Source organism: Pseudomonas sp. BJa5 (assembly GCF_030272875.2).
GTDB lineage: Bacteria > Pseudomonadota > Gammaproteobacteria > Pseudomonadales > Pseudomonadaceae > Aquipseudomonas.
In genome coordinates, this window is the sequence record NZ_JALRNG020000199.1 from 1 (window position 1) to 243 (window position 243).

Here is a 243-nt window from a genome sequence, read left to right on the forward strand (position 1 = left end):
GCCCCCAAGAGCCGAATCAGGCCATACAGGGCCGGTTGCTCGGCCAGGTCCCGCGCGCTCATCGGCCCCTGGATGACACAGTACGACGCCGCCGGCAACAGCAGGCACATGTTGGCCCAGAGGCCACCCAGGTGATCGGTGCGGCACTTGCGCAGGAGGATGAAGTACAGCGGGTAGCCGATGGCCACGAGCAGGGTTTCCCAGGCGAAACTACCGTGCTGGTACAGCTCATGACCGACCCCG

Annotated in this window: 1 pseudogene; it reads right to left on the minus strand. The window is 65.8% G+C overall.

The annotated features are described in order from the left end of the window. A pseudogene (locus M2D63_RS26015) lies at positions 1-243 on the minus strand (EamA family transporter RarD); the annotation flags it as partial.